Source organism: Psychroflexus sp. MBR-150 (genome assembly GCF_053628795.1).
This window is the reverse complement of sequence record NZ_JBRJHB010000012.1, coordinates 1-21,976: the sequence shown is the minus strand read 5'-3', so window position 1 is coordinate 21,976 and position 21,976 is coordinate 1. Positions and strand designations below refer to the sequence as shown.

20 protein-coding genes are annotated in these 21,976 nt (G+C 34.6%); 12 read left to right on the top strand and 8 right to left on the bottom strand.

Annotated elements, in window-relative coordinates; all coding sequences use genetic code 11:
- Positions 1-165 precede the first annotated feature (165 nt).
- Together ACSSV5_RS08030 and ACSSV5_RS08025 are read left to right on the top strand one after the other, a co-directional pair.
- Positions 166-849 carry a response regulator transcription factor gene (locus tag ACSSV5_RS08030; protein WP_211064849.1) on the top strand — a complete coding sequence of 228 codons (684 nt, stop codon included), beginning with the start codon at positions 166-168 and terminating at the stop codon, positions 847-849.
- Positions 850-1,935 (top strand): sensor histidine kinase, encoded by a 1,086-nt coding sequence (locus ACSSV5_RS08025; protein WP_454245476.1) that lies wholly within the window; start codon positions 850-852, stop codon positions 1,933-1,935.
- On the opposite strand, the gene ACSSV5_RS08020 is transcribed toward ACSSV5_RS08025, so the two are convergent.
- Positions 1,867-2,931 (bottom strand): glycosyltransferase, encoded by a 1,065-nt coding sequence (locus tag ACSSV5_RS08020; RefSeq protein WP_454245475.1) that lies wholly within the window; start codon positions 2,929-2,931, stop codon positions 1,867-1,869. The two genes, ACSSV5_RS08025 and ACSSV5_RS08020, sit on opposite strands and share 69 nt — an antisense overlap.
- Positions 2,932-2,986: 55 nt before the next feature.
- On the opposite strand from ACSSV5_RS08020, the gene trmB reads away from it, so the two are divergent.
- Genes trmB through ACSSV5_RS08005 form a run of 3 tightly spaced genes read left to right on the top strand, consistent with a single transcriptional unit; the run spans position 2,987 to position 4,617 of the window.
- Positions 2,987-3,661, top strand: a complete 675-nt coding sequence (trmB, locus tag ACSSV5_RS08015; RefSeq protein ID WP_454245474.1) for a tRNA (guanosine(46)-N7)-methyltransferase TrmB — start codon at positions 2,987-2,989, stop codon at positions 3,659-3,661.
- 7 nt (positions 3,662-3,668) lie between these two features.
- The gene (locus ACSSV5_RS08010; protein WP_454245473.1) at positions 3,669-4,292 is read left to right on the top strand and encodes a LysE family translocator; all 624 of its coding nucleotides are present in this window, start codon (positions 3,669-3,671) and stop codon (positions 4,290-4,292) included.
- Positions 4,285-4,617, top strand: a complete 333-nt coding sequence (locus ACSSV5_RS08005; protein ID WP_454245472.1) for an MGMT family protein — start codon at positions 4,285-4,287, stop codon at positions 4,615-4,617. Before ACSSV5_RS08010 ends, ACSSV5_RS08005 begins: the two co-directional genes overlap by 8 nt.
- A gap of 166 nt (positions 4,618-4,783) precedes the next feature.
- Here ACSSV5_RS08005 and ACSSV5_RS08000 read toward each other — a convergent pair whose 3' ends face one another.
- The 4 genes from ACSSV5_RS08000 to ACSSV5_RS07985 all read right to left on the bottom strand — a co-directional run bounded on the left by ACSSV5_RS08000 (position 4,784) and on the right by ACSSV5_RS07985 (position 10,043).
- A complete protein-coding gene (locus ACSSV5_RS08000; protein WP_454245471.1) occupies positions 4,784-5,938 on the bottom strand; it encodes an MFS transporter in 1,155 nt (384 codons plus the stop codon).
- A 61-nt stretch (positions 5,939-5,999) separates the two neighbouring features.
- Positions 6,000-7,967 carry a DNA primase gene (gene dnaG / locus ACSSV5_RS07995; RefSeq protein ID WP_454245470.1) on the bottom strand — a complete coding sequence of 656 codons (1,968 nt, stop codon included), beginning with the start codon at positions 7,965-7,967 and terminating at the stop codon, positions 6,000-6,002.
- 76 nt (positions 7,968-8,043) lie between these two features.
- Positions 8,044-9,255, bottom strand: coding sequence for a diaminopimelate decarboxylase (gene lysA / locus ACSSV5_RS07990; protein ID WP_454245469.1), 1,212 nt, complete (start codon positions 9,253-9,255; stop codon positions 8,044-8,046).
- A gap of 71 nt (positions 9,256-9,326) precedes the next feature.
- Positions 9,327-10,043, bottom strand: a complete 717-nt coding sequence (locus ACSSV5_RS07985; protein WP_211064857.1) for a hypothetical protein — start codon at positions 10,041-10,043, stop codon at positions 9,327-9,329.
- Positions 10,044-10,217: 174 nt separating this feature from the next.
- Between ACSSV5_RS07985 and ACSSV5_RS07980 the strand changes: the two genes are divergently transcribed.
- The 6 genes from ACSSV5_RS07980 to ACSSV5_RS07955 are packed head-to-tail and all read left to right on the top strand — an operon-like array spanning position 10,218 to position 14,881.
- Positions 10,218-10,760: a DUF1599 domain-containing protein gene (locus ACSSV5_RS07980; RefSeq protein WP_454245468.1), complete on the top strand. Its 543-nt coding sequence runs from the start codon at positions 10,218-10,220 to the stop codon at positions 10,758-10,760.
- Positions 10,761-10,767: 7 nt separating this feature from the next.
- The gene (locus ACSSV5_RS07975; RefSeq protein WP_454245467.1) at positions 10,768-11,862 is read left to right on the top strand and encodes a BT_3928 family protein; all 1,095 of its coding nucleotides are present in this window, start codon (positions 10,768-10,770) and stop codon (positions 11,860-11,862) included.
- Between the two features lie 33 nt (positions 11,863-11,895).
- Entirely contained in the window at positions 11,896-12,975 is a 1,080-nt protein-coding gene (locus ACSSV5_RS07970; protein WP_247653476.1) for an ABC transporter permease, read from the top strand.
- A 16-nt stretch (positions 12,976-12,991) separates the two neighbouring features.
- Entirely contained in the window at positions 12,992-13,744 is a 753-nt protein-coding gene (gene tpiA / locus ACSSV5_RS07965; RefSeq protein ID WP_211066897.1) for a triose-phosphate isomerase, read from the top strand.
- 10 nt (positions 13,745-13,754) lie between these two features.
- Entirely contained in the window at positions 13,755-14,582 is an 828-nt protein-coding gene (gene prmA / locus ACSSV5_RS07960; protein ID WP_454245466.1) for a 50S ribosomal protein L11 methyltransferase, read from the top strand.
- A 23-nt stretch (positions 14,583-14,605) separates the two neighbouring features.
- Positions 14,606-14,881 carry an ATP-dependent Clp protease adaptor ClpS gene (locus tag ACSSV5_RS07955; protein WP_454245465.1) on the top strand — a complete coding sequence of 92 codons (276 nt, stop codon included), beginning with the start codon at positions 14,606-14,608 and terminating at the stop codon, positions 14,879-14,881.
- A gap of 254 nt (positions 14,882-15,135) precedes the next feature.
- Here ACSSV5_RS07955 and ACSSV5_RS07950 read toward each other — a convergent pair whose 3' ends face one another.
- The 3 genes from ACSSV5_RS07950 to ACSSV5_RS07940 all read right to left on the bottom strand — a co-directional run bounded on the left by ACSSV5_RS07950 (position 15,136) and on the right by ACSSV5_RS07940 (position 20,152).
- Positions 15,136-15,330 (bottom strand): hypothetical protein, encoded by a 195-nt coding sequence (locus tag ACSSV5_RS07950; RefSeq protein ID WP_454245464.1) that lies wholly within the window; start codon positions 15,328-15,330, stop codon positions 15,136-15,138.
- A 9-nt stretch (positions 15,331-15,339) separates the two neighbouring features.
- A complete protein-coding gene (locus tag ACSSV5_RS07945) occupies positions 15,340-19,350 on the bottom strand; it encodes a T9SS type A sorting domain-containing protein (RefSeq protein WP_454245463.1) in 4,011 nt (1,336 codons plus the stop codon).
- A 124-nt stretch (positions 19,351-19,474) separates the two neighbouring features.
- Positions 19,475-20,152: an SCO family protein gene (locus ACSSV5_RS07940; protein WP_211064864.1), complete on the bottom strand. Its 678-nt coding sequence runs from the start codon at positions 20,150-20,152 to the stop codon at positions 19,475-19,477.
- A gap of 149 nt (positions 20,153-20,301) precedes the next feature.
- Between ACSSV5_RS07940 and rseP the strand changes: the two genes are divergently transcribed.
- A complete protein-coding gene (gene rseP, locus ACSSV5_RS07935) occupies positions 20,302-21,630 on the top strand; it encodes an RIP metalloprotease RseP (RefSeq protein WP_211064865.1) in 1,329 nt (442 codons plus the stop codon).
- Positions 21,631-21,976 lie beyond the last annotated feature (346 nt).

The following is a 21,976-nucleotide window of genomic DNA, read 5'->3' as shown; positions in this document are numbered from 1 at the left end:
TAAATGTGCGTTTTAATAAATATATAAAAATATAAAAATTTACATAAAATTTACATTGAGTGTATTATAAGTTAACAAAAAGGCGTTTTTGTTTTTTGATTGATAAACTAGTTTTAACATTGATATTAATTTAATGCATAAATTTGCTATGTAAATTTCTTAATCATGAAAAAAAAGAACATTAGCATTCTCATTGTAGATGATGAACCTGATATTTTAGAAATACTCAGTTACAATTTATCTAATGAAGGTTATAAGGTTGAAACTGCTGATAATGGGGCTAAAGCCGTAAAGCTGGCTAAAAAAGTTAAACCTCAACTCATTATTCTCGATGTGATGATGCCTGAAATGGATGGTATTGAAGCTTGTGAGCAGATTAGAAAAATTAAATCCTTAGAAGATACAGTTATCGCATTTTTAACCGCAAGGGGCGAAGATTATTCAATGGTAGCAGGTTTTGAAGCGGGTGCAGACGATTATATTACCAAGCCTATAAAACCCAAGGTGTTAATCAGTAAAGTCAAAGCTTTATTACGCCGTTTTAGATCTGATAAAAAAGAAAAACAAATCTATAAAGTCGGCAATATCACCATCAATAAAGACGAATACAAAGTCATAAAAGATAAAACCGAAATGCCTTTGCCCCGAAAAGAATTTGAACTCTTATCTTTGTTGACCTCAGAACCTGGCAAAGTCTTTAAACGAGAAGATATTCTCGATAGTGTTTGGGGCAACGAAGTGGTGGTTGGTGGCAGAACTATTGATGTGCATATCAGAAAGTTACGCGAAAAACTCGGCGATAAATCGTTTAAAACCATTAAAGGCGTCGGGTATAAGTTTGTAGTCTAAATGGGTGAACAACAATTTAAACGATCTTACAGATTTGCGTTTTTTTCATCGCTTTATATCACTCTATTTTTAAGTTTAACTCTATTACTCATTGAATATTTCTTTTTTGATATCTTATGGCTGAGTGTTTTAATTTTTGCCATAGTTGCTTATGTATTGGCTTTTTTGGTCATACAATTGCGCATAGAGCATTTTATTTACAAACGCGTAAAAGCCGTTTATGACTCCGTAACTTTACTGGATGCCTCTTCACTTCAAGAACAACGCGTTACTACAGATATGGCAACTTTGACCAAGGAAGTTGAAAAATTTGCTCAAGACAAAAAAATAGAAATTGAAAGTCTTAAAGTTCGTGAAAACTATCGAAAAGAATTTATGGGCAATGTATCTCACGAACTTAAAACGCCACTGTTTACCGTTCAAGGCTATATTTTAACCCTACTTGACGGTGCTTTAAAAGACAAAAAAGTCAGAAAAAAATACCTCAAACGTGCCAGTAAAGGCGTTGATCGTTTGATCTACATCGTCAATGATTTAGATATGATTACAAAACTCGAAACAGGTGACCTGCACCTTTACGAAGAAGAATTTGATATCATTGAAGTTATTAAAAATGTTTTTGAACTTCTGGAGATGAAAGCCGAGAAAAAAGAAATCAATTTAAGTTTTGACAAAGTTTATGAACCTCTTATGGTGAAAGCCGATCAAGAACGCATTCAACAAGTTTTGACAAATTTGATTGTCAACTCCATTAAATACGGAAAACAAGGTGGAACCACAGAAGTCAGTATTGAAAATCTGTCAACTCAAAAAATTTTAGTAAGAATAACCGATAATGGAGAAGGGATAGAAAGTGATCATCTGCCAAGGCTATTTGAACGCTTTTATCGAGTGGACAAAAGTGGTTCAAGAAGCGAAGGCGGTTCAGGACTCGGCCTTTCAATTGTCAAACACATTATTGAAGCCCACGATGAAAAAATCTATGTAGAAAGCGACCACGGCGTAGGTAGCGAATTTTCATTTACCCTCAAAAAGGCTGAAAGCATCAATCAAGCTGAGATCTCTACTGAAGATCGAAGCATTTAATCCACTATAAAAATCAATTTTATCTAACTGACTCAACTTAAAATTGTCTTGCTGACAGTAAGGTGCAATATGGTGTCTTTGAAGTCTTTTGGCTAAATATTGTTGTTCAAATTGCCCTGGCGTTGGTATAAAAAGGGCTTTTTTATTAAGCTTAGCCAAATCCATCAAAGTGGTATAACCCGATCTTGCAATGACAACTTTACTCTGTAAGATTATAGTTTCTAAAGGTTTTGCAGTGAGATAATCATAAATTTTAATTTTTGAATCCTCTAAAATATTGTCTTTCCCATCAACCAAACCTCTGACCAAAACAACTTTTCCTTTGTAGTGTTTTAATTCTTCTAAAAGCCTTTTTTCCAGTAAACTTCGTTGTGGTTCTGGGCCAGAAAGCAAAATCAAAATATCGTATTTGATAGGCTCTTTTCTCAATTCAAACCGGCTCAAAACACCGATGTATTTCAGGTTCAGTTTAGAGTGTTTGAGATGACCTAATTTTCCACTTAAATAAGGACGTTCAGCTTTATCTGGCACCCAACATTCATCGTATTTTTTAATATAAAATTGATGCAGTTTAGATGTTAACCAAGTAGAACTGCCAGAAAATACGCGAAGTTGATGTGAAATAACAACTGAAGGAATTTTAGAATGATATAAACCTAACCGATTATCAGCAATGATGCCTTCTATCTCAATTTGTTGAGATAAGTTTTTGATAAAATGCCGTTCTTTTCTGATGCATTTGATAAGTTTAAGGAGCTGAATGATAATTTTAAACTTAAACCAAAAACCACGTTTAGCATATTTGATTTTTAACGAAGGCAACTCATACCATTCCAAATCTGGAAATTCTTCTTTGAGCAAGCTTAGTGCCGCACCATCTGAAGCTAAAACGGGTTTATACCCATCAACCTGAAGTGCTTTGATGATAGGAATACAACGTGTAGCATGACCTAAACCCCAATTGAGCGGTGCAACTAAAACCAAGCCTTTTTGCATTAGATTTTTTTAAGTTTAAAAATTAATTAAATTTACAATTTAAATCTAAACAGTATTGGGCAGCAAAAATAAATTACGAAGATTTAAAGATAACGAAACATTCGGCAACGTTATTCAGCCAAGCCGAGAAGAAGTTGTCAATCAGGGTTTTAAATATAAAGGCCATTGGAACGCTTTATATTTTAAAAACACCAACCCTATAATAGTTGAACTCGGTTGTGGCAAAGGTGAATATACAGTTGGTTTAGCAAAAAAATACCAAGATAAAAATTTTATAGGTATCGATATAAAAGGTGCTCGATTTTGGCGTGGTGCAAAAACGGCAATTGAACAAAAAATGAATAACGTCGCCTTTTTAAGAACCCAAATCGAATTAGTGGCTGATGTTTTTGGAGAAAATGAAATTAGCGAAATTTGGATTACCTTTCCAGATCCGCAAATTAAATATAAACGCAGCAAACACCGTATGACCAATCCTGAGTTTTTAGACAAATACAAACATATTCTCAAGCCTGAAGGTATTGTTCATCTAAAAACCGATAGTGAATTTATGCACGGCTATACGTTGGGAATCCTTGAAGGTTTAAATCAAGAAATTTTGTATAGCCATCACGATATTTATGTCAATCATGAAGCTCCAGAAGATGTCGTTGGTATTCAAACGTTTTATGAAAAACAATATTTAGAAAAAGCTAAACCGATAACATATCTAAAATTTAAACTGAACTGAACCTATTTTGCACGAAGTTAACCTGTTTATTATCACCTTTTTTGCAGCCTTAGCTGGAGTTATTCCACCTGGGTTAGTCAATATGGAAGTGGCTAAAACCTGTGTTAATGTGAGCATAAAAGCAGGCAAATTCAAAGCCTTTGGTGCAGCAAGTGTTGTGTTTATTCAAGCTTTAATTGCTATACTTATTGCAAAAGCAATATTAAAAAATCCGAGTTTTAAAGATAATATACTATTTGTGGGCATAATCGTTTTGTCTATTTTATTTGTCTATTTTATAATCTCTGCAAGACGACAAAAGTATAGTGCCTTACAACCTAAAAGCACAAAATTGACCCAAAGTTTTTTGAAAGGTGTCTTTATTTCAGGGCTTAATGTTTTTCCTATTCCTTATTTTGTCGTGATATCAACATTGTTTACGCCTCAAAACCATATTGAGTTTTCTTGGACAACCAAACTTGTTTTTTCTTTGTCTGCTGCTTTAGGCAGTTTGACTACGTTTTTGTTGTACGTCTATTTTTTTGATAAAATTATCAAGCAAAATCTGTTGTTCAAAAAATATTCAAATTACTTTATGGCAGCGTTGATGTTGTCTTTATTACTAATAACCCTTTATCGATTGTATGGCTAAAACCTCTTCAGATTTTTTTGAAAAAGTTTACGACATTGTGCGTCAAATTCCACAGGGAAAAGTCACAACTTACGGGGCAATTGCCAAAGCACTTGGAGCCGCTAAAAGCTCAAGAACAGTAGGTTATGCCATGAATGCTTCACATCAATACGACGATGTACCAGCTCATCGTGTGGTGAACCGTAATGGAGTTTTAACTGGTAAACATCATTTTCCAGGAACAGATGTTATGCAACAAATGTTGGAAGCTGAAGGCATAAAAATAAAAGATGATAAAATTATCAATTTTGAGCAACATTTGTGGACACCTGAAATTCAGGTTTGATTATACGAATTTTTGAACTTTTAATAAGGATATCCTCATTCTTCTATAAACCACTAAATAGTTGGATTGGAGCCATTCTATTTATAACAAATCCGAAATCTATAACTTTAAATTCTGACTTTCTGTGGAAACCCTAATAATTTGGACTTTAAAATTAAATTTCGAGTTAATGCTTTGGCGTTTTATAAATCAAACTCAACATCAAAGACAACAGGATCATTGCCAAAATCAGGACAAATGACCACCATAGACTACTAAAATCAGCTATAAAACCTAAAAAAACTGGACCGATTAAAAAGCCAATATATCCAGAACCTGCAATTAATGCAATAGCTCGAGATTTTTCTAAATATTGGTATCGACCGCCCATTCTAAACAATTCTGGAATCACTACAGAAAGCCCAAAACCGACCAAACCAAAACCGGAAATTGTCCATAAAACATCTTTTAACAACACTAAACCAAACCCTAAAACAGAAGTCAACAAACCAACCACCAAGACTTTTTTACTCCCATAACGATTACTAATGGCATCGCCTAAAAATCGACCTAAGGTCATAAAAACCGAAAAAGACAAAAACCCAATCGCCAACCAAAATGGCTCTGCCTTTGATATATCTTTAAGGTATAATGCACTCCAATCGGCCACAGCACCTTCTGCTCCCATGCAAATAAACCCAATGATGAGTAACACAAATAATGGCTTGATATACCTTAAATCAAATGATGGCGAATTGCTGTGATCCAAATCAATATTGATGTAAAATTTTGAAAAATAAATATTTAAAGCCAAAACCAAAACACACAAAACAAGCACATAACTCAATGGGATGTCTCCAAAATATGCCATACATAAAGCTCCTAAACCTCCGCTTAAAACCCCACCTAAACTAAAAAAACCATGATTTGCTGACATGATATTAACATCTTGTATTTGTTCTATTTGTGAAACTAAAGTATTCATCCCAATATCAATAAATCCTGTGCTGAGTCCAAGAATAAATAAAGCTACACATAAAATCACATAAGAAGAAACAAGATATGGTCCTAAAAAACTTAACCCAACAAAAATTATACCCAGTAAACAGGCTTTGCCTAAACCAAAACGCTTGATGAGATTTGGGGTAATCAAAAGCATTATAAACGTCCCTAATCCAAAACATAAAATGGCAATACCTAACTCGGCTTCAGAAAATCCAATTCTAGATTTTATCTGAGGAATACTCACAGCCCAAGTTCCTACACACAAATTGAGTGATAGAAAAATAAATGCTGGAGCGAAATAATACTTAGATTTTAAAATTAAACCAAGTGCTTTCATAGGAAAATATAAAGCTTAAATATAGGAGAAAATTTATAAGTCTTCACACTTAATTATCATTCTACATCACACGACCAATTTTGTCTGAGATCAGCATTTCTAATTTTTTGTAGTCTTTGGTTTCCATCAAAACTTCAATATGGCTCTCCTGAACATTTTCTTTTATACTATAACTTAAATCTTCAATTTTTTTTTGAATCAATAATCGGCGTAGGTTCAAGATGGTTTGTGTTACTTCTTTAGGGTCAATGTCTTCTTTTGGAGTAACAAATATGTTTTTGTCTTCCCAACGGTGTAAATTATGACTTTCATTGTCAAGCAAAGCTGAAGATATTTCAGCATTAATGTCTTGGTTGTCTTGTGATGATAAACTTTTATGATCTATGGATTGATACTTTGAATATTGTTCACAAATCAATTCATATATGGTCTTAAATATTGGGTTTGTAAATTCAATTTCATCTTCTTGCAATTCCATATAAATTTTATTGAAGACTATTTCCTCATTTTTTTCAGTAGCCAACTCAAGTTCACCTTCATCATTTTCTTTGAGAAGATAATCTACAAACTCCGCTTTTTGATTGCCATAACGCAACAACAAACTGATAATGATGCGTTCTAACTCTTCTTGTTGATTGACTTTTTTTTGTGAAGCAGGTTCTTGAGTAACCACTGCCATTTGTTGATTTTGACGGCTTTGTCTTTCAGTGCGTCGGGCTTCTTTTTCGTTTCTGGTTTTAATCTGAGCCAAAGTGCTAAATAAAACCTCTTCAGAAACTTGCATGATTTCTGCACAAGTTTTTACATACAATTCTTGTTGGATAAGATCAGGAATTTTAGCAATGCTGTTGATAATGTCGCGAGTAACTACCGCTTTTTGGCTTGGGTCATCTTTTGCTGTAGCATTGAGCAGTTGAGCTTTATAGCGTATAAAATCTTTAGAATTTTCTACTAAATAGGCTTTGATTTCCTCTTGACTATGAGCTTTAGCAAAACTATCTGGGTCTTCACCTTCGGGAAAGCTACAAACTTTGACTTGCATATCTTGCTCCAAAATCATATCAATTCCTCGAATTGAGGCTCGAATTCCTGCATCGTCTCCGTCGAATAAAACTGTAATATTAGGAGTGAGTCGCTGAATAAGTCTAATTTGTTGCTCGGTTAATGCCGTTCCAGATGAAGAGACAACATTTTTAATTCCCGCTTGATGAAACTGAATCACATCGGTATAACCTTCTACAAGATAGCAATTGTCAGCTTTGGCAATTTCAGCTTTGGCTTGATACAAACCATACAAAACCTTACTCTTGTGGTAAACCTCGCTTTCTGGTGAGTTGAGATATTTTGCTGTTTTTTTGTCCTGCGACAAAATACGACCACCAAACCCGAGAACACGCCCAGTGAGTGAGTGAATAGGGAAAATGACTCTGCCACGAAATCGATCAAATTTTTTATCGTCTTTAACAACAGTCAGACCTGTTTTTTCTAAAAACTCAAGTTTGTAGCCTTTGCTGATGGCTTTGTCAGTAAGTGCTTGCCAAGCTTCTGGCGAATAACCTAATTTAAAAGTTTTTATGCTGTCTTCATTAAAACCACGTTCTTTAAAATAACTTAAACCCACAGACCGACCTTCGTCGGTTTTCATCATTTGATTAACAAAAAAATCTTGTGCAAAACTATTAACCAAATACATGCTCTCACGCTCGCTAGCTGCTTCTTTTTGCTCGTCGGTTTGTTCGGTTTCTTCTATTTCAATATTGTATTTTTTGGCGAGATATTTGATGGCTTCGGGATACGAAAAATGTTCGTGCTCCATGATAAAGGAAATGGCATTGCCACCTTTGCCACTCGAAAAATCTTTCCATATTTGCTTAACAGGAGACACCATAAAACTCGGCGTGCGTTCGTCAGTAAAGGGACTTAAACCTTTAAAATTACTTCCGGATTTTTTTAGTTGAACAAAATCGCCTATCACCTCTTCAACCCGAGCGGCGTCAAGAACGTTTTGGATGGAGGATTGGGAAATCATCAGGTTTTATTTTAGTCAAATGTAAAGATAAAACATCCTCAAAAATAACATCATTATTTAAGAACCAAATAAAAAACTAAACATCTAATTCCAAAACCACCTGATTTCTTACCAAATCTTCAAAAGTTTCTCGTTGGCGAATCAAATGGGCTTTGCCTTTATGCCATAACACTTCAGCAGGTCTAAATCTAGAATTATAATTACTGGCCATAGTTTGACAGTAAGCACCAGCATTTTTAAAAGCCAAAATATCACCTTCACTGATTTCGCTGATCATTTTGTTGTTGGCAAACGTATCGGTTTCACAGATGTAACCCACAACAGAATAAAATCGTTTTTTACGATCAGGATGAGACACATTGATAATGTCGTGTTGTGCACCGTAAAGCATCGGACGAATTAAATGATTGAAACCCGAGTCAACCTGTGCAAAAACCGTTGATGTGGTTTGCTTAACAACATTCACTTTCACTAAAAAAAATCCAGCTTCACTCACCAAAAATTTACCTGGTTCAAAGGCTAAAGCCAACTCACGGCCATAAGATTTGCAAAATGCATTAAAACGCTTAGTGAGTTTTTTGCCCAATTCATCAATATCGGTTTGAATATCGTTGTCGTGATAAGGCACTTTAAAACCGCTACCAAAATCTAAAAACTCTAAATCCTTGAAATTTTCTGCGACTTCAAACAAAATTTCAGCTGCATGCAGAAACACATCAATATCTAAAATATCACTTCCCGTATGCATATGAACGCCGTTGATGTGCATTTTGGTGTTTTCTACAATACGTAAAATATGTGGCATTTGGTGAATAGAAATCCCAAATTTAGAATCGATATGTCCGACAGAAATATTGGTGTTACCACCAGCCATCACATGCGGATTGATACGAATACAAACTGGCACCTCAGGATGTTTTGTACCAAATTGTTCTAAAACTACAAGATTGTCTATATTGATTTGAACCCCTAAGCCTATCGCTTCTTCAAGCTCTTCAATTGAAACACCATTAGGCGTATAAATAATTTTAGAAGGCTCAACACCAGCTTCTATACCGAGTTTAACTTCTTGAATAGAAACCGTATCTAAACCACTACCTAATTGATTGAAAAGCTTCAGAACACTCAAATTTGAAAGTGCTTTAACAGCGTAATGCAAACGCAAATTTTCTACATTTTTAAAAGCATTAGTCAAGCGTTTGTATTGTGAAATAATTTTTTCACTGTCATAAACATAAACAGGACTTCCAAATTCTTCGGCAATGTGAACTAAATCTTGTGTTTTCATTTTTTTAAAATATTAAACTAAAAACCCCACCAAACTGGCAGGGTTTCAAAAGTATTGAAATTTCTGCAAAGTTAAGCATTAAAATATTTGCTTTGCCAAATCGCCGTATTAAAATTTTTACCTTTAGCAAATCCATAATAAATTGCCATTCCCAATAACCATTTAAACATAAAAATAAATAAAAGGAAAAATTCTGTGTTAGAATTTTCGTTCATAAAAAGACCATTCGGCACTAATGATGTGATAATTAAACTCAACGCAAACATTGAAAAAACAAAATTTTCTAAGGTTTTGACTGGCCAAACCAAAAACCTGCGTAAAGGATGTAAATCGTCACCCCATTTGTGGATAAAATAATAGTAGTCATTTCCCATTGATGCCATTAAAATAGGATCATCAGCGTTTTTTAATTTAAATAATTTTGATGGTGCTATGATTTTAAAGCCTTTTAATTCTGTATGGTGTTCAGTATTAAGGCGTTTGATTTCTTGTATTGCTTCCTGTGGCAAATCACCTTTAAATAAGTTAGAATTTAAAAACCGCAAACGGTAATTCACACATATTTTTTCAATCTGAGAGATATGATAAATGCGTTTGGTGTCTAAATCGTCAAATACAAAATCATTCACATCATCATCAGAATCTATGTTTTTTAAAACTTGCTTTCTAATGTTTTCATCCTCATTTTGAAGTTGATTTAAAAAACTCTTTACATCATCCAAAAGCTTATCTTCATTTGCTTTAGAACGTTCTTTATCTAATTTTTTTAATAAATTAAGCCTTTTCATCTTTCAATTTTTTATAAAACTATAAACTACTTTTTATTTGTGCAACAGAATTTTTAAAATTTAACGTCCGTTAAGTAGATATTTAATTAGAATTGATAATTCGGTTTTTAATTTTAAAAAAATAGACAATGTTTAAGACATGTGTTTTATATTTGAGAATTTAAGTTAAAATGTATGAGCAAGACTTCACAAGAATTTGATGATGTAATCAAAAAATGCAGAGAACTTTTTATAAAAAAAATGTCTGATTACGGTAGTGCGTGGCGTATTTTAAGATTACCATCACTGACCGATCAAATTTTTATCAAGGCCCAGCGCATCAGAAGTTTGCAAGACGGTAAACCTCAAAAAGTTGCCGATGATATAGAAGGTGAATTTATTGGTATTATCAATTATTCGGCTATGGCTTTGATTCAACTTAAAAAAGGCGTAGCTCAACAACCCGATTTAGACGTTGAAGAAGCCACAAAACTTTACGATCAAGTGGTCAAAGACACGAAGGCTTTGATGGAAAACAAAAACCACGATTACGGTGAAGCTTGGCGAGATTTGCGTGTGAGTTCGCTTACCGATTTAATTTTACAAAAACTATTGAGAGTCAAACAAATAGAAAACAACAAAGGTCAAACTCAAGTCAGTGAAGGTGTTGATGCCAACTATCAAGATATGCTGAACTATGCTGTATTTGCTTTAATATTAATGAAAGAATCAAAATAATGAAGTTATGAAATATATCTATCAAATTGCAAGAATAATAGTAGGAGCTTTATTCATTTTCAGTGGATATGTTAAGCTCGTTGACCCTTTGGGTTTTTCGTATAAGCTAGAAGAATATTTTGGTCCTGGTGTTTTTGAATTAGAATTTTTAGTCCCATTAGCATTGCCTCTATCAGTTTTTATCGTAATTTTTGAATTGCTTCTCGGTCTAACTTTATTACTCGGTTTTGCTCCTAAATTCACACGATGGAGCTTGTTATTGATGATTATCTTTTTTACGTTTTTAACCTTTTATTCGGCTTTTTTCAATAAAGTAACAGATTGTGGATGTTTTGGTGATGCTATTCCATTAAATCCTTGGCAATCATTTTATAAAGACGTGATTTTATTGGTTTTAATTCTATTTATTTTCTTTAAAAAACAATATCTCAAACCCATTCTGCCAAAATCTGTGGCGTTTGTGGTGTTTTTAATTGCGTTTGTGGTTAGTGGATATTTAAGCTATTATGGCTTAAACCATTTACCTGTTGTGGATTTTAGACCATACCACATCGGTGCCAACATTCCCGAGTCGATGACTGTGCCTGAAGGTGCACAAAAAGCTGTTTATAATTATCATTGGAAATTTAATATTGACGGTGAAGAAAAAACCATAACCACTCAAGGCAGTTATCCACAAGTTGACGGCGAACTTATTGAATATGAAACTGAGCTTGTTGATGAAGGTTATATTCCGCCAATTCACGATTTTTCATTAGAAAAAAACGGAGAAGATTATACCGAAGAATTGATGGCTGAACCTCAATTGCTTATGATAGCATCTTATAATTTATCTAAAAGCGAAATTGAAGCTTGGAAAGCGATTCAACCTGTTCTTGAAAAAGCAAAATCAAAAGGCTATAAGCTGATTGTGTTGACTTCATCAGGTATAAAAGCACAAAACATAATAAATGAACAATTACAAACCGAGCTCGATTTTTACTTTGCAGATGAAACCGCTATCAAAACCATTGTGCGTTCTAACCCTGGGTTATTAGTTTTGAACAAAGGTACCATCAAACAAAAAGTGCATTGGCATGATGCTGAAGATTTAGAGTTTTAGATTACGCTCAATCAGAGTTTAAAATATACAACTTTGCTGATTTTATTATTTAAAAGAATAGGCTACGCATTACTCACCTTATTTGGTGTGGTCACGGTTATATTTTTTATGTTTTCGGTATTGCCTGGAGACCCAGCTCAAATGATGTTAGGTCAAAACCAATCGCAAGAACAAATTGATAAAATCAAACAAAAATATGGTTTTGATCAACCTATTTCAGTGCAGTATTTATACTATTTAAATGATTTATCGCCATTATCCATTCATAAAAAAGATGACAATCATTACACTTCGTTAAGTTCAAATAAATATAAAGCAACACAATTATTTAGTATTTCAAATTACGAAATCGCTCTCAAAACGCCATATTTAAGAGAATCATTTCAGCAAAATGGTCGAACTGTAGCTTCAATTATTGCTGAAACTTTGCCTAATACCGCTATTTTGGCTATCAGTGCGATTACGATTGCATTACTCGTAGGAATTTTACTCGGTATTTTTTCAGCTATTTTCCAAGACACGGTTTTAGATAAAAGTATTCAACTGCTAAGCACCTTAGGGATGAGCTTGCCTTCTTTTTTCAGTGCTATTTTATTTGCTTGGTTTTTTGCTTATGTACTTAAAGATTTAACGGGTTTAAACATGACAGGAAATCTTTATGAATTAGATGATTTTGGTGAGCAAAGACATTTGATTTTAAAAAATTTACTGCTTCCTGCTGTGGTGCTTGGCATTAGACCTTTGGCGGTTGTCTCACAATTGATGAGAAATGCTTTATTAGAACAGTTGCAAGAAGATTACATCAGAACCGCACGTGCCAAAGGGCTTTCTGAGTTTAATATCATTTACAAACACGCACTTAAAAACGCATTAAATCCTGTGATTACTGCTATTTCAGGTTGGTTTGCATCAATGCTTGCTGGAGCCGTTTTCGTTGAATATATTTTTGGTTGGAATGGTTTGGGAAAAGAAATTGTTAACGCTTTAGAAACCTTAGATTTACCAATTATTATGGGTGCTGTGCTTATCATTGCACTTATGTTTATCATTATCAATATATTTGTAGATATAATTTACACTTGGCTCGACCCAAGAATTAGATATTCTACTTAACCTAAATAAAAATATGATGAGAAAACACATTGTTGCTGGAAACTGGAAAATGAACAAAACCCTTGAAGAGTCTCAACAACTCACAAAAGAATTAACCACTAAAGTGCCTAAAAATACTAAAGTTGAAGTGGTTATTGCACCGACATTTCCAAATTTATATTCCGTTAACGAATTGATAAAAAATTCTAATATTTCACTTGCGGCTCAAAACGTGCATTTTGCTGATAGCGGTGCTTTTACAGGTGAAGTCAGCACAGATATGTTGAGTAGTGTTGGCGTTTCAACGGTGATTATTGGACATAGCGAACGCCGTTCTATTTTTAACGAAAGTCACGAACTATTAGCACAAAAATCATCTAAAGTGGTTCAATCTGGAATGCAGTTGATGTTTTGTATAGGCGAAGTTCTAGAAGACAGAAAAAACAACAAACATTTTGATGTAGTGAAACAACAACTTGAAGATTCTGTTTTTCAATTGAGCAAAGATGAATTCAAACAAGTGGTTTTAGCTTATGAACCTGTTTGGGCTATCGGCACTGGCGAAACCGCTTCCCCAGAACAAGCCCAAGAAATGCACGCGTTTATACGTTCGCTTTTGGTTGAAAAGTATAATCAAGAAACGGCTGAAAATACGTCGATTTTATACGGCGGTAGCGTGAAGCCTAACAACGCCAAAGAAATTTTTTCTCAACCCGATGTCGATGGCGGTTTAATCGGTGGTGCTTCGTTAGAAGCAGATGATTTTGTGAGTATAATCAAGGCTTTCTAAAGTTTTAAAAATGACATATACGGAAGTTCGTTTTAAAGTAAAACCTAAAGAAGAAGGCACACAAATTTTAATCGCTCAACTCGACGAACTCGGTTTTGAAAGTTTTGTTGAAGAAAACAAACAGCTTAAGGCTTACATTAAAACTGAACACTTATCAACTCTAAACATTGATGATTGTCAAATATTTCACAATTCAGATTTTGAGTTGAGTTACACATTGCACGATATTGAAGATGTCAATTGGAACCAAACTTGGGAAGATAATTTTAAACCCGTTTACATCACTTCAAACTGTGTGATAAGAGCTCCGTTTCACAAGGCTTTTAATGTTGAACATGAATTGATCATCGAACCTAAAATGTCTTTTGGCACAGGTCATCATCCTACAACACATATGATGATGGAAATGCTCCTCGAAGAAAATTTAAAACATCTTTCGGTTCTCGATATGGGTTGTGGCACTGGCGTTTTATCAATTCTATCAGAAAAACTGGGTGCAAAACATATTTTAGCTATTGATATTGACGAATGGTGTTTTATCAATACTTTAGAAAATAAAGACCGAAATCAATGTAAAAATATCACTGTAAAACAAGGTGACGAAGAACTAATTGAAGGTCAATTTGATGTGGTGTTAGCCAATATCAACAGAAACATACTTTTAGAACAGTTACCTGTTTATAATCGACATTTAAAGAAAGGTGGCAAAGTTTTTTTAAGCGGATTTTACGAAAATGATTTAAGCAAAATTGATGATGTTTGCCAAGAATTAGACTTAAATTGTGTTAAATACCAATTAAAAAACGACTGGATTTGTGCAAAATATATGAAAAATTAATTTTGGACTATTATATTTGCAGTATGAGTCAAAAAGAACAAATACAAGAAGATGTTGTCTTAGAAGAACAGATTTCAAAAGAACACGAAATCATTGTTTATAATGACGAAGTCAACACATTTGACCATGTCATTGAAACATTAATTAAAGCCTGTGATCACGATCCTATCCAAGCTGAACAATGCACAATCCTTATTCACTACAAAGGTAAATGTGCTGTAAAATCAGGTACATACAAAGACTTAAAACCCCGATGTTCTAAGATTTTGGATGAAAGAATCAATGCTGAGATTGTTTAAATAACGAGAGTTCGACTAATCAAATTTACGGCAGTCAGGATAGAGAATTGTATTGATGTCAAATTATACCAATCTGAAATAATAATGTCATTAAAAAAAGCATAATACCGATGTATCAGCCTGTGGTAAACAGGTGTTTTAAGAATCTCGTATATATGGGAGACATCTAAAATAACATTAAACAATAAAATCCCACTTCTTTTTTTAAAGAAGTGGGATTTAAATCAAAACTAGGATATATGTCTCTTTCGTCGCTATTTTAGTTTTTTATAACCAATCGCTGCTCCAACAATCACTCCTAAGGCTACCAAACCAGAAATAGGTGCTGGTGCTGTGGTGTCATCTACATTGGTATCGCCAAAGCCAGGTGGCAACTGTGCATACAGTGATGAAGTTGTAACCAATATCACGGCTAAAATTAAACTTGTCTTTAAGATTGTGCTTTTCATTTTGATTGTTTATTTAATGATTAATTTGCTTTTATATCTTTGGTCTGCTTGATTAAGCTCTACCATATAAACGCCAGATGAGAGTTCAGATGCGTTAACTTTTACTTCGCCATTAGCTTCTACGTTAAACGTTCGGCTCAAAACTTGTTGACCTAAAATATTGTGAAGTTTTACATCAACCTTGTCTCCATTTAAGTTTCTCGTTTTGATGCTAAATACCCCATCTTGAGATGGGTTAGGATAAAGGCTAAAGCCTGCACCAAAGTTGCTATCATTGACACTTAAAGTCGTGTTATCAAAGTTTAAGCCAAAACGGGTTTCTGACATACTTTCTGGAATACTTGTATCAACACTAAAACTATAGGCTTGATTTGGTGTTATTAATGTTTGTGTGTTGAGATAATTATCAACCACATATACATTAATCGCATCATCCCAGTTGGCGGTGTCTAATCTGAACTCGTATTGTGCGGTTTGGAATTGTGTGATAGACAACGGCACAATCTCATCTGCTTGAGGCATATCTCGTCTTTCAATAGACAAGAGTGTATTTCCATTAACAGAGGCTAAATTTTCAGTTGGGTTTGATAATTTACCCGCATCAAAATCATCAATGCCGTTATTGGCTCCAGCTTCAAATCTGAACTTGACAATATCTAGACGCACATCACTCGGATTATACAACTCAAGGTTTGCTATTGCGATTTGATCTGTGTTAAACACACTTGTAATCATACCTGAAGTATTTTTAGCCGTTTCTGTAAATACCAATCCAGGAGCAGTTGTAACTGTTGCGGAGTTTTGTACAAAGAAACTTTGTCCAGGTTGTATCACTTGTTGAGCTGGCGTTGTATTATCAATAGCTTCATAAGCACCTTGTGTGGAGGCATTAGGATTCCAAATAAACAACATATTGCTATTAATGTCACCATTAAAAGTTAAGGCATTAAAATCAACAATGGCTTGGTAAGGATTACCGAGCAAACTCCATTCGGCATTGCCTGTAGCAAGACTTGATGATAAATCTAAACTTCCAGTAATTAGACTTCCTGTTGCTCGTAAGGTAGTGTTGGTGGGCGTTTGAGGACTGCTTGTTAAGTCAACACTTCTGTCTCCACGAACAAATAAATTATAGGCATTACCAACTTCTAACGTATTAACATCAGTATTGTCAATTGGACTCCAGATTTGAGTTGAATTATCAAATAGCAATAAAGATGGGTTTCCAGAGATTGTTCCATCAAAACCATTTGTACCATCTATAGTTGAGCCTGTAATGTGTGTTCCAAATCCTGGATTTGGATCATCTGTATTGCTCGCAGCACCTTCTTGCCAGTTCATTCTGATAGAATTGCTTGTGGTTACAGGTGAAGCGAGAAATCTAAAGGCTCTAAGGTTGTTGTCTCCTGCAGGAATGAAGCGTTCAACTGTTACGTTTCCAGTAATGCTTACACCAGAGGCATCAGCAAGTTGGGCTGTGCTAGTTGCATCGCTTTTGAAAGTAAAAGTTCCGTTATTATTTATCGATGAGCCAATATTAAGCACATTGCCAGAGCTTATTTCAACATTAGCACCAGATAGAACAGAAATAGAATTTAAATTGATATCACCAGAAGTTACATATGTTCCGTCTTGAACCAAAGCATCATCTGCACCAGTAGAAGCACTTGGAGCGTTTGGAGACCAAGCTCCAGCAGTATAAATTAAGTCGCCGTTATAGACTCCTTCTAATTTTATATTATCAAATGCAGAAAAACCATCTCCTCCATTATTTCTAACAGAAATAAGTAAACTTACACTGGTTGAGTTATCAGGAACATTAAAAGAAACACTTCCAGATCCATCAGTAGCGTCAACGCCACCGTCAACAAGAAAAACTTCACCTTGACTTACACCATCGACTATAATTTCATATTTAGCATCATCATTATTAGCATTATAATTGATCACTTGCCAATCAAAACTAAGAGTTATATTTGAAAAATTAACAACAGAAATTTCTTCAAAAGTTACTGTGGCAAAACCAGTAGTTCCATTATCTCCTTCGTCATCTAAGTCATTTTCAAATAAAACGTTTTGAGAAAAATTAGGGTTATTTAAACTTGGATTTGTTGACACAGGAAATACACCATATTTGCCGTCAGTTCCATTGTCAAAAAATAGTATGTCATTAGAAAAAGTCCAGCTTGGCGTAGAACCATCAAAATCTTCTATTGCAATGGTTGTTAAGCCAGCTACTGTAACTTCACCAGCTAAACTGAGGTCTTGTTGTAAAGCACCTGAGCTTGTTGCTGTAAGAGTTCCACTAAAAGTGTTAACAGTTAAGCCAGAAGATAATCTTACATAAATTGTTGTAATTGCAACTTCGCCACTTGTGGGTGTTAATGCAATTGAGTTTGCAAAACCTGAACCTGAAGTTGTTGAGATTTCAAAATTTGTCGGTGCTGTTAGATTGAGATCACCACTTAAATTAGTCCCTTCTACAGTAAAAGTTTGCTCTGAAGATGGACCATTGCCTTCTTCATAAGTAAATCCAGAAAGTGAAGTTTCAGACAAAGTTATGATTGGTGTAGAACCTGAAATGATATTGATGTTTTGAATTCTCCAATCTTCAGTATCTGCACCTGTAACGGTTTCGTCATAAATAAAGGCTAAAAAAGCCGTTCCAGAAACTCCTGATGCATCAACATTAAAGGTTGAAGGTGCTGACAAGCCAGAGCCAGTTGAAGTGTTATTTGGGTCAAAGGTCAAGTCTGTCCAAGTTGCCGTAGTGGGATTGCCTAAACCGTCATAATCAGTTGAGTAAACTAATCTAAATTCGCCGGGTTCATTAACTACACCACCAAATTGTTCAGCAGTTGTAACTGCTATGGTAACCGATGCAAAGTCATCAAAATTGATTCTAAAATCAGAGACTAACCAATCAATATCATCGCCAGTGCCACCAGAAAAACCATTCATTGCATATTCTCCACCACCGCAAGTCCAAGAATTTGAACCCGCTTGGTCAAATGCTGTCCATTCTGCTGTGGCACAACTTGCAAAGTCTTCATTGTAAGGTAAAGCTATTGGTGCTGCTAATTCATCATCTTGTATCGTTAAATCAAATGTGTTTTGAGCACCGATTTGGGCATTAGTTCCTCCTGTAACGTTTTGCAATGTAAAAGTTAAATTTTTATCGGCATCATCTATTGCATTATCTGTGACATTAACCGTTAGCGTTTGATTAGCAGCTGAACCCGCAGGAAAAGTTACCGTTTGTGTGGTATAATTACCAATATCGGTGGAGTTACCTGTGGTTAAGACCACATCAACCGAAGTGGGGTTGGTATCGTCTTCATTGGTGATGCTCAAAGTTAAATCAACGCTACCAGCATTTTCTAAAACTGAAGTTGATGCCGAGGCAAAATTGACTTGGGTGTCTGAGGATAAGGGTGTTCCAGTTACAGTAAACGAAGATGTTTCATAACCGTCGCCTCCACCATTTTCATTAAATTCAAATCCTACTACTAAAGTTGAAGCAGCTGAAACATCTAAATTTAAGACATTGTAGTTAACAGCATCACCTGTGATAGTAGCACCAATATTTGTATTAACTCTCGCACCACCATCTAAAATATAGAAATAAGTGAAATTATCATCATTGGCACCAGAATTCACTGAAGTAGCACTAACATCAACACTAGCCATCCCTGAAACATCAATTACTTGACTCTCAAAAATACCTTGCCCGCCCCAGTCATCTGATTTTAAAACTCCGCCTACAACCTTAAAAGAATTAGCAGAGGTATCAGTCCCTGGAATTGATGTATAACTTAATATCCAAGAATTTGGTGCAGTACCAAATGGACCTACACTTGCTGGTGCAGGAGCAGGAGGGTTAGAAGTTGTGTGATCTGCAAAACCATCTCCCTCGTTGGAAAAGTCTGCGTTGTAAATCGTCGTCTGTCCAAAGGCATTTGGTATAGCCAAAAGGGCTAAAACACCGATGAGTAAAAATTTTTGGTAAAGTGTTTTCATGTTTAGTTTTTTTTTATGAAACAAAGTTAAAGTATTTAACTACTTATAAAGAGAATGAAGTTTAAGAATAAGTTAATTAATTAAAATATAGTTTAGTGTGATATGGCATAAAAAAATCTCTTAATTACTGTTGTAAATATTCTTGCTTTAAAATTTTGATGTCTTTAATTGCTTGTTCAATTTCTTCGGGATTGGTGCCATCATAAACGCCACGAATGCGTTTTTCTTTGTCAATCAATACAAAATTTTCAGTATGAATCATATCGTATTTTCCGCCATCGCCTGTGGTTTTGGTGGTAAAGTAAGACTGGCGAGCTAATTTGTAAATTGCTTTCTTATCGCCAGTGACCAAATGCCATTTCCCTTTTATGGCGTTGTGCTCTTCTGCGTATTTTCGCAAACGCTCAACATCATCAATTTGTGGGGTTACGGAATGTGAAAGCAACATAACCTCATCATCATTTTTAAAAGTTGCTTGAATTTTTTCCATATGTTTGGTCATAATTGGGCAGATGCTTTGGCAAGTGGTAAAAAAGAAATCTGTGATGTAAATTTTGTTTTTGAAATTGTCTTGAGTTACAGTGTCGCCGTATTGGTTAATCAGCTTAAAATCACTAATATGATGAAATTTTCTTACGCGTTGAAGTGAAGTATCTACAAGTTCTTTGGTAAATTCATCAGGTTGATAAACTTTTAATCGAGGTTCGGGTTTGTAGAGATTATAAATTATTGTGACGATGATCACAGATAAGATAAACATCACCACAGCAATAAACTTATATCTTGAAAAAAACTTGAGCATTCTAATTTTTTACAAATATAACCAATGCTATAAAGAGTTTGAGTGGATGTATTCTACAATATTTTGTTAAGATGAAAATAAAAAAAAGGCATATTTTTTTATGCAATTTTAAAAGTCTATTTTTGTCAACTTTTTGATATAAAAATTTTATGGAAACCTTTTGGATAAAAGCTATACAACTCATTTTAAGTTTATCAATCTTAGTGGTATTGCACGAATTAGGCCATTTTATACCAGCAAAACTATTTAAAACTAGGGTTGAAAAATTTTATCTCTTTTTTGATGTAAAATTTTCTTTGTTTAAAAAGAAAATTGGAGAAACCGTTTATGGCATTGGTTGGTTGCCACTTGGTGGTTATGTGAAAATTGCAGGAATGATCGATGAAAGCATGGATAAAGAGCAAATGGCAAAACCACCTCAACCATGGGAATTTAGAAGCAAACCCGCTTGGCAACGACTCATAATTATGCTTGGTGGAGTTACTGTGAATATTATTGTGGGAATTGTCATTTATATCATGGTGCTTTTTGTTTGGGGTACAGATTATATTCCTAAGGAAAATTTAGACAATGGCTTAGCCGTAAACGAAGTCTTATACGATTATGGGTTTCAAGATGGTGATGTGATTCTAAGTGTGGATGGCGAGCCATTAAAAAATCAACCTGAGGTCAATAAATATTTGATGTTAAGAGATGTCAGCACAATCACTGTAGAACATGCTGATGGAAACAGAGAAACCATTAAACTTCCTGAGGATATAGGCAGTCAATTATTTCAGAAAGGTGTGATGTTTCCTTTTGGTTTTAAACTAGAACCTATAATTGATTCCGTATTGCCTAATCAACCTGGTGTCAAAGCAGGATTAGCAAAAGGCGACAAACTTTTAGCCGTTGATGGAAAATCAACACCTTATTGGGATGATTTTACAAAAGCCGTTGCTGGAGCTAAATCCGATACCATCCAGTTGACTTATATCAACTCAAATTCAGAAAAAATCACTACTGAAATTGTGTTAAATGAAGACAAGAAAATTGGTATTGCTGTTCAAAATTCACTAGCTGATCGATTTGAGCATAAAAGTTATTCACTAAGTGAAAGTATTAGCTCTGGGATTAGTTACGGATATTGGACCTTAAGAGATTATATCGCACAGTTTAAATATGTGTTTACCAAAAAAGGGGCTTCACAAGTTGGTGGTTTTGGGGCTATTGGTAGTTTATTTCCACCTGCTTGGGATTGGCAGTCCTTTTGGATGACTACGGCTTTAATTTCTATTATTTTAGCCTTTATGAATATATTGCCAATTCCAGCTTTAGATGGTGGTCATGTCGTTTTCTTATTGTATGAAATGGTAAGTGGCAGAAAACCTAATGAAAAAGTTTTGGAGTACGCCCAAATGATTGGATTCTTTTTGCTGATAGCTTTAGTGCTTTATGCTAATGGTAATGATATTTATCGTTTTGTGTTTAAAGATTAAATCGGTCTATTTTTTTTGAAAAATCAAGAATTTTGTTTTTTAGTATTTAAAATTTAAATTATATTTGCACTCGCAAAATCCATTTTTAGCTCAGTTGGTTAGAGTCCCGCACATGCGGGATTAATCAGAGGAGCTATCGAGATTGAAATAAAAGAGTTAAATTCCTCCTTAGCTCAGTTGGTTAGAGTCCCGCACATGCGGGATTAATCAGAGGAGCTATTGAGATAGAAATAAAAGAGTTAAATTCCTCCTTAGCTCAGTTGGTTAGAGTCCCGCACATGCGGGATTAATCAGAGGAGCTATCGAGATTGAAATAAAAGAGTTAAATTCCTCCTTAGCTCAGTTG